The 9229-nt window shown below is 68.3% G+C and carries 13 protein-coding genes; 11 read left to right on the forward strand and 2 right to left on the reverse strand.

Annotated elements, in window-relative coordinates:
* The first annotated feature begins 8 nt into the window (after positions 1-8).
* The gene (locus tag OG594_RS08895) at positions 9-149 is read left to right on the forward strand and encodes a hypothetical protein (RefSeq protein ID WP_266596922.1); all 141 of its coding nucleotides are present in this window, start codon (positions 9-11) and stop codon (positions 147-149) included.
* 58 nt (positions 150-207) lie between these two features.
* Entirely contained in the window at positions 208-381 is a 174-nt protein-coding gene (locus tag OG594_RS08900) for a hypothetical protein (protein ID WP_266596924.1), read from the forward strand.
* Between the two features lies 1 nt (position 382).
* Here the strand turns inward: OG594_RS08900 and OG594_RS08905 are convergent, their stop codons facing one another.
* Together OG594_RS08905 and OG594_RS08910 are read right to left on the reverse strand one after the other, a co-directional pair.
* Complete coding sequence (locus OG594_RS08905; protein WP_266596926.1) at positions 383-568, reverse strand: hypothetical protein; 186 nt, start codon at positions 566-568, stop codon at positions 383-385.
* A gap of 48 nt (positions 569-616) precedes the next feature.
* Entirely contained in the window at positions 617-1057 is a 441-nt protein-coding gene (locus tag OG594_RS08910; RefSeq protein ID WP_266596928.1) for a DUF6221 family protein, read from the reverse strand.
* Between the two features lie 130 nt (positions 1058-1187).
* Between OG594_RS08910 and OG594_RS08915 the strand changes: the two genes are divergently transcribed.
* The 9 genes from OG594_RS08915 (at position 1188) to OG594_RS08955 (ending at position 9227) form a co-directional block, all read left to right on the forward strand.
* Positions 1188-1421, forward strand: a complete 234-nt coding sequence (locus tag OG594_RS08915; RefSeq protein ID WP_266596930.1) for a DNA-binding protein — start codon at positions 1188-1190, stop codon at positions 1419-1421.
* Positions 1422-1542: 121 nt separating this feature from the next.
* Positions 1543-1674: a hypothetical protein gene (locus OG594_RS08920; protein WP_266596932.1), complete on the forward strand. Its 132-nt coding sequence runs from the start codon at positions 1543-1545 to the stop codon at positions 1672-1674.
* Positions 1675-1693: 19 nt separating this feature from the next.
* Positions 1694-3382 carry a collagen-like protein gene (locus tag OG594_RS47035; RefSeq protein WP_323185179.1) on the forward strand — a complete coding sequence of 563 codons (1689 nt, stop codon included), beginning with the start codon at positions 1694-1696 and terminating at the stop codon, positions 3380-3382.
* A 288-nt stretch (positions 3383-3670) separates the two neighbouring features.
* Entirely contained in the window at positions 3671-3916 is a 246-nt protein-coding gene (locus tag OG594_RS08930) for an HNH endonuclease (RefSeq protein ID WP_266602732.1), read from the forward strand.
* Positions 3917-4008: 92 nt separating this feature from the next.
* The gene (locus OG594_RS08935) at positions 4009-4464 is read left to right on the forward strand and encodes a phage terminase small subunit P27 family (RefSeq protein ID WP_266596933.1); all 456 of its coding nucleotides are present in this window, start codon (positions 4009-4011) and stop codon (positions 4462-4464) included.
* Entirely contained in the window at positions 4433-6175 is a 1743-nt protein-coding gene (locus OG594_RS08940; protein WP_266596935.1) for a terminase large subunit, read from the forward strand. Before OG594_RS08935 ends, OG594_RS08940 begins: the two co-directional genes overlap by 32 nt.
* 13 nt (positions 6176-6188) lie before the next feature.
* The gene (locus OG594_RS08945; protein ID WP_266596937.1) at positions 6189-6401 is read left to right on the forward strand and encodes a hypothetical protein; all 213 of its coding nucleotides are present in this window, start codon (positions 6189-6191) and stop codon (positions 6399-6401) included.
* Between the two features lies 1 nt (position 6402).
* Entirely contained in the window at positions 6403-8370 is a 1968-nt protein-coding gene (locus OG594_RS08950; RefSeq protein WP_266596939.1) for a phage portal protein, read from the forward strand.
* Between the two features lie 2 nt (positions 8371-8372).
* Positions 8373-9227 (forward strand): HK97 family phage prohead protease, encoded by an 855-nt coding sequence (locus OG594_RS08955; RefSeq protein ID WP_266596941.1) that lies wholly within the window; start codon positions 8373-8375, stop codon positions 9225-9227.
* Positions 9228-9229: the final 2 nt, after the last annotated feature.

The following is a 9229-nucleotide window of genomic DNA, read 5'->3' on the forward strand; positions in this document are numbered from 1 at the left end:
ACCAGGCTATGGCCAAGCACATCACCATCACCGACACCAACGGCACGACCACCGAGACCGCCGTCGCCGACGACGACACCGCCCGCCACTACGAGAACCTGCCATTCGAGACTGACCACATCGTCAGCGTCACCGTCACCGACGCCTGACCGCGAGCGGCCTGACAGACCCGACTGCCACACGCCACCCAACCTGAAGGAGAAGCGCATGACCCAGCAGACCACCAACGAGCCGGAAGCCCAGCCCGAGGCCGAAGAGGACTGGCCCTGCGGCGAGGGCATGTGCCAGTGCAGCTGCGACCACGGCCACGCGTGCGGCTGCGACTGCCCCCGCTGCCCTTACTGTCAGCAGGATTTCGAGGACTGCGACTGCGAAGACTGACCTACCGCTCGATCGGGCCCTCGCCGTTCGCGGGGGCCTTCGGCATGACCGCGCGCGCCATCCACCCCGGACCTGCTGCCCGCATCGGCGCCGTCGTCGCCACCGCACCCAACAGACGGCACAGACGGTCCAGCTCACGCTGACACTCGACGGCCGACGACGCGCGGACCATGTACGAAACGCCCATGACGACATGATGCCGTCACAGGCGCCCCGGATAGCGCGGGATGGCGATCTACGGCCGCCACTCCTCGCGGAAATACGGGTGATCGGCGTAGGGGAGGGCAAGGAGGCGGACGACCGGACAGGCCTCCCACTCGATGCCTCCTGCACATCCGAGACACGCCTGGCCGGGCTCATCGACAAAGCGACGGTGGATCGCCAGAAGCCGCCGCTTGGCGTCGACCTCGGCGAGGACGCGCGCTGGATCGTGGCGGGCGATGTGGGCGACGGTTCCCCAGAGCAGGCCATCCTCGATGATCTGCTCGTTCTGCTCCGACTGCATGTTCCCGAAGCGGTCGTCATCGCCGTAAGGCCCGCGCGCCAGCCACTGCCCAGAGGTCAGGAACTCGCACGCGATGGCCTGCTGCGCAGCCTGCTCGTCCTCGTCGAGGCGGTCGCGAAGGAACTGCACGAGATCGTCCATGACGCCATTGTGGCCGAGATCGTCGAACATGGCCCGAACCATCGCCTTGTCAGCGCAGGTTGACGCGCGACCTGGGCGAACGTATCGTCGGTCTCACTGGACACGTGTGACTCTGAGGCCCGCCCACCCGGCGGGCCTTTGTCGTACCCCGGAGGTGGACATGGCCGCCGGAATCGCCCTCGTCGACGAAGAAGCCGCCGCCCACTGGACAGGCCGCCCCGGCGTCACCATCCGCCGCTGGGCCCACGAAGGCCGCATCCAGCGATACGGCAGCGGACGCGGCAAGGTCCGCTACAACGTCTTCGAACTGCCCCGGAAGGTCGTCGACGACTGGACGGGCGAGACCACCCTCGGCGACCCGCCGCCACTGCCCGTCCGAGTCCGAACCGCCTGAACTCCTGCGCGCTCGCGGTATCTGCGGCAGCATGAGGCGCCCCAGAACCGCGACCAAGGGACGCCCATGTTCGGCAGCAAGAAGACCCCCGAAGAGAAGGCCGCCGCGGCCCGCAACAGCAATGACGAAACTGTTCATCACCATCGAAGGCGCGGGCGGCGAAATCCTCGTCCAGCCCGTCGCGGCCGCCAAAGAGCCCCAGGCCCGCATCTTCGCGACCCTCGTGAACGGCGAGGCGACCGCACCGGAGTGACCTACGCGAGGAGGCCGTCATGCCGCTGCCTGCCGGCCTCCAAACGATCACCGTCAACGACAACCGGGCCCACCCAGACGGCGGCCCCATGCGCGGCCGAGTCATTTTCCGGCCCGAGGTGCCCACCATCACCTCAGCCCTGTACGGCACCATCGTCATGGGCGACGCGATCGGAACCTGGGTCGACGGGGTCCTCAAGGCGGCCGACGGGTCGACAGGCGTCAAGCTCCTCGCGTCCAATGCGGCCGACTGCGTGCCCACCGGCTGGACGTACCGGATCATCGAGCAGCCCTACGACGCCGCCCACCGCAGCTACTCGATCCTGCTGACGACCAGCCTCGGCGTGAGCGTAGAACTGTCCGATCTCGCGCCCACCGACCCGGCCAACGGCGACTACGTAACCGTCCCCGGACCGGCAGGGCCCACGGGGCCAGCCGGACCTCAGGGCCTTACGGGAGCAACTGGCCCCGCCGGGGCAACCGGACCGCAAGGCCCGACAGGCCCCGCAGGAGCAGACGGCGCCGACGGCGTAGACGGATCCCCCGGGGCTACCGGAGCAACGGGGGCCACCGGAGCCACGGGTGCGACTGGAGCAACCGGCCCCCAGGGTGACCCCGGGCCAGCGGGCGCGACCGGGGCAACAGGCGCAACGGGCGCCCAGGGCGCGATCGGCGCGTCCGGCACGGTCATCCGTGAGGCCGAGGCCCGCATCACCGACGGCGCGATCGTCGACCTAACGTCCTCCACCCCGTGGATCATCGCGACCACGTCCGTGGGCACGCCGCTCCAGTGCTCGATCCCGGCAGCCGCCGGAGACCGCATCCGCGTCGACATGGCGATGATGTACGTCGGCGGCCACTTCATGGACATCGCCCTGCTGACGAGCGCCGGCGCCATCTCCGTCTACGGAGGATCAGGGACCAGCACCCCGCTGTCCGAGGGCGCACCCTGGCTGTACCCCAGCACCAGCTTCTCCAAGGTCGCCAACGAGAAGTTCACCGTCCAGGCCAGCCACATCGACGGCTCCGGCAACGTCACGGTCGCCCTCGTTCACAGCGGGACGACCTCCGGCAAGGTCTACGCGAACGCCACCTACCCGTGGCGGATGATGCTGACGAACATCGGCCCCGTAGGCGGCTCAGCAGCCGGCAGCTGGGACGACCGGCCGTCCGATCAGGGACTGATCACCTGGACCTACGACCCCAACGAAGCCGGCCACGTCACCGCCCAGTCATCGGGTGGCGTCGCGGGCCGGATCACGCTCGTTCGCATCCCGATCCGTGAGCAGATCACATGGTCGAACATCTGGCTCGGCCTGTCCGGGATCGACGCGGGCGCCTCGCTCAGCAACTGCTACCTCGGCGTGTACGACGCGTCCGGCACCCGGAAGGGCGCCACCGCGGACATCTCCTCGTCGCTGATGACGGGGGCGACCGCCAAAGCCCTGCCGCTGATCACGCCCTTCGTGGCGGCGCCCGGCTACTACTACATCGCCATGCTGCTCAATGGGGCCTGGGCGACGAATTCGCTCACCTTCAAGGCCTCAGGCGCGGGCATCTCGGTCAATGCGAACCTCGCGGCGCCGAACTTGCGCTACGCCAACATGCTGACCGGCCAAACGTCGCTACCCACGTCACTGACCATGTCCGGCCAGCTCACCTCGATCATCAATACGGGCTGGGGAAGCCAGTGGTACGGCGTCAGCTGACCCCTCTGGTCAACGCCCCCCAACAGCCCCCGGGGGTCGAGCCCAGGGGGTAAGCCCAGGGGGTTAACCAGGGGGGTGCGGGCCAGGCCCTTCACGCTCTTGCCGCAGACGTCCTGTCGGTCCTGAAGGAGGTGACCGCAGCCCATGCCCATGTCACCGCCCAGCAGATGCAGCAGCACGGGATGCGCCGAGCTCGCGACGAATCGAGGCCGATGCGCCGAGCATCAGCCTGCAGCGTGGGCGAACCGGGCCCGTAAGCAGGACCGGTACGGCATGAGCTCGGGAACCATGCGCTCATTGAAGAAGCGGGTCACGGTCCGTGACAACGACACGTGCTACGTCTGCGGCCGAGAGAGGCAAGAGGACGAGACGTTCGATCTTGAGCACATCACTCCGATCAGCCGAGGCGGATCAGCTCGGGACCTGGACAACCTCGGCCTGATCTGCGCCGAAGACCATGCGATCAAGTCCAAGGCTGAAGCTGCCCAAGCGAATCGATCAAGATCGGGAAGATCTCGCAGGTCAGACGGGTAGGGGAGTCCAGATCCTTAACTTGATCGTCTGGGGGCCCGCCGCGGTCAGAGAAAAAGACGCGAACTCAGATCCTGGGATAGGGGGTCTTGATCATGGCCCGTACAGCTCAGCCCGCGGCCCTCAAGCTCCTCAAGGGGCAGGGCCCCGGCAAGGACTCGGGCGGCCGGGAGGTCAACCTGGGGCCCGCCTTCCGGCGGATCGCCCCGGAGCCTCCGGACTGGCTGTCCGCCGAGGCGGCTGCTGAGTGGCGGCGGGTGGTGCCTGGTCTCCAGCGGCTGGACATCCTCAAGCAGGAAGACCGCGCGGTCCTCGCCGCGTACTGCGAGACCTGGGCGACGTTCGTGGACGCGATCCGCCAGCAGCACAGCGAGGGCCTGACCATCGAGGCGAGGCAGGGCACCCTCGCGCACCCGGCCGTCGGAATCGCCCGCGCCGCGGGCCGTGAGCTCCGTTCCTTCGCCGCCCACTTCGGCCTGACCCCTTCGTCGGAGCAGGCCCTCGCGAGGGGGGCCGACGATGGCAACGAGGACGACAACCCGTTCGCGTAAGCGGGCACCGGCGGGCGCGGATCTGGAGCGGCTGCGGCTGTCGCCGGAGGTGGCCTGGTACCTGAAGGACCGCGGCTTTCCGCTGCCGGACTGTCCGCCGCTGATCCAGACCCCGTCCCCTGGCGAGGCGGCGGGCGCGGTCTTCGACCCGGACCGCGTCGACAAGGTGATCAGCGCCTTCTCGAAGCTGCGGCACACGCAGGGCCAGTGGGCGGGGCAGCCTCTTCGCCCCGACCCGTGGCAGGTGGCGTACATCCTGGCGCCGGTCTTCGGCTGGGTCCGCTGGGACCAGGACTCCGAGTCCTACGTCCGGGTTGTGCGCGAGCTGTACGTGGACGTGCCCCGCAAGAACGGCAAGAGCACGCTGGCCGGCGGCCTCGCCATCTACATGACGTGCGCCGACGGCGAGCAGGGCGCCCAGGTCATCACTGCGGCGACGACCAAGGAGCAGGCAGGCTTCGTCTTCGAGCCGGTGAAGAAGCTCGCGGAGGCGGCGCCCGCACTGAAGAAGCACGTCCTGCCGCTGAAGGACAAGATCCTGCACAAGCGGTCCGGCTCATACTTCAAGCCGATCGCGTCGGTGGCCGGCGCCCAGCACGGCGCGAACATCCACTGCGCGATCGTCGATGAGCTGCACGAGCACAAGACGCCGGAGCTGGTGGAGACGATCGAGACGGGTACCGGCTCGCGCCGGCAGCCTCTGGTCGTCATTATCACCACCGCTGACTCCGGCAAGCGGGAGTCGGTGTACGACCGCAAGCGCAAGCGGGTCGAGCAGCTGGCCCGCCGGGTGTTCGCGGCCCCGTCGGTGTACGGCGTGGTGTGGGCGGCCGAGCGTGAGGACGATCCGCACGTCGAGGCGACGTGGCGGAAGGCGAACCCGGGCTATGGTGTCTCGCCGACCCGTTCTTACCTGCAGGCCAAGTCCGACGAGGCCAAGCAGTCGCCCGCGGACCTAGCGAAGTTCCTGCGCCTGCATCTCGGGCGCCGGACGAAGCAGGAGACGAAGTTCCTGACGCTGGAGTCCTGGCACCGCAACGCCGGGATGGTCGACGAGGCGCGCATGGCTGGCCGGGAGGCCTACGGCGGCCTCGACCTCGCTGCCACGTCCGACCTGTGCGCCCTGTGCTGGCTGTTCCCGGATGACGAGAACGGTGGCTTCGACGCGCTATGGCGGCTGTGGACGCCGGAGGACAACATCGCCGTCCTGGACCAGCGGACGGCGGGCGCGGCCAGCGTCTGGGTCCGCGAGGGTCTCCTCGTCGCCACCCCGGGCAACGTCGCCGACTATGACTACATCCAGTTGCAGATCGAGCGGGACTTGAACGAATTCGACGTCCGCTCGATTGGCTTCGACCCGTGGTCGGCAGTCCCGCTGACGAACAAGCTGGCCGAGTCCGAGGCCCCGATGGTCAAGGTCCGGCAGGGCTTCATCACTATGTCGCCGCCGCTGAAGGAGCTCCAGCGCCTGCTCCTGAAGGGAACCCCGGAGGTTCCTCAGCTGCGGCACGGCGGGAACCCGGCGGTCACGTGGATGGTCGACAACCTGGCCGTGGCCATGGACCCGGCAGGCAACGTGAAGCCGGACAAGGCTCGCAGCGCCGAGAAGATCGACGGGGTGTCCGCCCTGGTGACTGCACTGTCCGAAGCACTGACGCGCGAGGCGCCCGTGAAGAGCGCCTACGACGACGGCGACCTGATGGTCCTGTGACAGGAGGTCTGCCGTGTTCTGGTGGCGTCGTACCGCCCTGCGCAAGCGGGTGGTGGTGAATCTGACCGACAAGGCCTTCGCCGGCGTGCTGTGGGCCAAGCGGGGCCCGCTCCTGGTGCTCCGTGACGCGGTGCTGATGCAGCACGGCGCCGCGGACACCCCCATGGACGGCGAAGTCGTCATCGAGCGGGCACGGGTCGAGTTCATCCAGGTGGCGGGAGGCTGACGTGGCTTTCGTCGTCTCGCAGGGCCAGCTGGCCGCAGTCTCGATCTCACCGTCTCTGGTCGCCCCTGCCTATGTCCGCCTGGCCGATGACGTGTACCGCGAGTACGGGCAGCTGTACCGCCAGCAGCCGCAGATCCGTACCGTGGTCAGCTTCCTGGCCAGGAACATCGCCCAGTTGGGACTCCACACGTACCGCCGGGTGTCGGATACCGACCGGGAGCGGCTGACCAACCATCCTCTGGCCAGCATCTTTGCGGCGCCGGGCGCGAAGCTGACCCGCTACCGGCTGATCGAGCGCCTGGTCTGCGACTACGCCATCTACGACGTCGCGTACTGGGTGAAGGTCCGCATGGACTCCGGCGAGCTGCTCGGGGTGATCCCGATCCCGCCGGCGCGGATGGAAATCAAGGGCGACAACTGGCTCGAGCCGGAGAAGTTCGTCGTCCACGGCTCGAAGGGAGACCTCGAGCTGAAGCCGGATCAGGTCGTGCACTTTCACGGGTACGACCCCGAGGATCTGCGGCAGGGCTCATCTCCGATCGAGTCGCTCCGCGCCCTGCTGGCCGAGGAGTTCGAGGCGACCAGGTCGCGGGAGCAGATGTGGCGCAACGGCGGCCGGATGTCCGGCGTGCTGAAGCGGCCTGCGGATGCGCCGAAGTGGGATCCCACCGCTCGGGCGCGCTTCGGGGAATCGTGGCGGGCATTCACCGCGGGCGGGGGCCAGGCGGGCGGTACGCCGATCCTCGAGGACGGCATGGAGTACGACCAGATCGCTCTCGATCCGGCGAAGGCCCAGTACATCGAGGCCCGCAAGCTCACCCGCGAAGAGGTCGCCGCCGCCTATCACATCCCGCTGCCCATGGTCGGGATCCTCGACAACGCGACGTTCTCGAACATCAAGGAACAGCATCAGCAGCTCTACCAGGACACTCTCGGCCCGTGGCTGTCGATGATCCAGGAGGAGATCGGCCTGCAGCTGATTCCGGACCTGCCCGACTCCGACAATGTCTACGTCGAGTTCAACCTGTCGGAGAAGCTGCGCGGATCCTTCGAGGAACAGGCGTCGATGCTGCAGACCGCGGTCGGCGCACCGTGGCTGCTCCGCAACGAAGCGCGGGCCCGAATGAACCTGCCGGCGATCGACGGCGGGGACGAGATGATCACCCCGCTGAACGTGCTGGTGGGTGGCATGGCCTCCCCGACGGACACAGCACCCGATCCGGCGGAGGCCGCCGCTCTCCCAAAAGCGCGCGGCCGCCTGGTTCTCATGAAGGCGGCCGCTCCAGCACGGCCGGATGACCTCGGAGACTTCGAAGAGGAGGCCGCGGCGTTCGCCGCAGCACTGGAGCGCTGGACAGCCCGCCACTTCGCACGCTTGGAAGCTCAAGCGTCCGGCAAGGCGGACTCCGTGCCGGACCTGCTCGCCTTGTGGGGCGAGGGCAGCGAGGGCCGCCTCGCAGAGCTGGCCGCCCTGATCTCCGAGCACGGCTACCGCATTGCGCAGCTCGGAGCGTGGGGCGTCCTGGACGAAGTGAACCCTGAGGCATCGGGCTGGGATCCAGAGGTGATGCTGCCCTGGCTCCTTGCCGCGGCGGAATCCCACGCAGCCCAACACGAGGACGCCGGCCGGACAGCTGTTGCCGAGGTCGACGACAGCGGGGACGGCTGGCAGGCCAACCTCCGCCACGCCGGCGAAGTCTGGGTATCAGCTGCTGCCGTTCGGGCGGCGACCGCCTCCGCGGAGGGCCGCGGGTTCGGCTCGCATGACGCAGCCGGCGCCTCGGGCCTGAAGAAGAAGATCTGGCGCACCGGCGGCACCAACCCGCGCGCCTCCCACCGGGCGCAGAACGGCGAGTCCGTCAGCCTCGATGACGTCTTCTCCAACGGCCTGCGGTGGCCCGGCGACGGCAAGGGCGAAGCCAAGGAAACCGCAGGCTGCAAGTGCCGTCTCGACTACGCAACGGAGTGACGATGCGAATCAAGAGCTGCCCCGTGCGCATCAAGGCGGCGGGCGAAAACGAGGGAACCGACGACGGCGTGTTCGAGGCGATCGTCGCTGCGTACAACGTCGACAGCGTCGGCGACAAGATCATGCCGGGCGCGTTCGGGGAGACCTTGGACGAGTGGAAGAGCAGCGGGAACCCGATCCCGGTCCTGTGGTCCCACATGTCTCACGACCCCGACTACCACATCGGCGAAGTCCTGGAGGCGGAGGAGCGGCCGGAGGGGCTGTGGGTGAAGGCCCGTATCGACCTCGACTCGCCGAAAGCGGCCCAGGTCTACAAGCTGCTGAAGGGCCGCCGGGTGACGCAGTTTTCCTTCGCCTACGACGTCCTGGACGGCGGCCCTTCGAAGAGCAAGGCCGACGACGGCGAGTCCGACTCGTTCGAGCTGCGCAAGCTGAAGTTGTACGAGGTCGGCCCCACTCTGATCGGCGCCAACCAGGCCACAGAGCTGCTGGACGTGAAGTCCGCCGACGGCGCCACCATGCGCGTCTCGGTCGAGGGAGCCTCCGCAGCGCAGACAGAAGAGCTTCGCCAGGCCCTGACGGGGGCCATGGCGGCGAAGGCTGGGCGCACGCTCAGCCAGAAGAACGAGCAGCGCGTGAAGGACATCGCGCGCCTCGCCAAGGAGCTGCTGGACTCCCTGTCTTCCAGCACTGATGACGATGAGAAGGCCACGCCGACTCCGCCCGTGCAGTCCTCGCCGCAGCTCCCTGCGGCCAAGGAGGCCCCGGCCGGTCCGAGCCCCGCCTCGCTCCGTCAGCGCGATATCGATCGCCTCACGACCTTCGAGGTCGAGGCTCTCTCCACGCTTACGGGATGAGG

It is taken from the genome of Streptomyces sp. NBC_01214, from assembly GCF_026340975.1.
In the GTDB taxonomy this organism is placed as follows: Bacteria; Actinomycetota; Actinomycetes; order Streptomycetales; family Streptomycetaceae; genus Streptomyces.

Excerpts from the sequence above, each read along its gene's own strand:
- OG594_RS08895 (WP_266596922.1), top strand. The coding sequence starts at position 9 with ATGGCCAAGCACATCACCATCACCGACACCAACGGCACGACCACCGAG.
- OG594_RS08900 (WP_266596924.1), top strand. The coding sequence starts at position 208 with ATGACCCAGCAGACCACCAACGAGCCGGAAGCCCAGCCCGAGGCCGAA.
- OG594_RS08905 (WP_266596926.1), bottom strand. The coding sequence starts at position 568 with ATGGGCGTTTCGTACATGGTCCGCGCGTCGTCGGCCGTCGAGTGTCAG.
- OG594_RS08910 (WP_266596928.1), bottom strand. The coding sequence starts at position 1,057 with ATGTTCGACGATCTCGGCCACAATGGCGTCATGGACGATCTCGTGCAG.
- OG594_RS08915 (WP_266596930.1), top strand. The coding sequence starts at position 1,188 with ATGGCCGCCGGAATCGCCCTCGTCGACGAAGAAGCCGCCGCCCACTGG.
- OG594_RS08920 (WP_266596932.1), top strand. The coding sequence starts at position 1,543 with ATGACGAAACTGTTCATCACCATCGAAGGCGCGGGCGGCGAAATCCTC.
- OG594_RS47035 (WP_323185179.1), top strand. The coding sequence starts at position 1,694 with ATGCCGCTGCCTGCCGGCCTCCAAACGATCACCGTCAACGACAACCGG.
- OG594_RS08930 (WP_266602732.1), top strand. The coding sequence starts at position 3,671 with ATGCGCTCATTGAAGAAGCGGGTCACGGTCCGTGACAACGACACGTGC.
- OG594_RS08935 (WP_266596933.1), top strand. The coding sequence starts at position 4,009 with ATGGCCCGTACAGCTCAGCCCGCGGCCCTCAAGCTCCTCAAGGGGCAG.
- OG594_RS08940 (WP_266596935.1), top strand. The coding sequence starts at position 4,433 with ATGGCAACGAGGACGACAACCCGTTCGCGTAAGCGGGCACCGGCGGGC.
- OG594_RS08955 (WP_266596941.1), top strand. The coding sequence starts at position 8,373 with ATGCGAATCAAGAGCTGCCCCGTGCGCATCAAGGCGGCGGGCGAAAAC.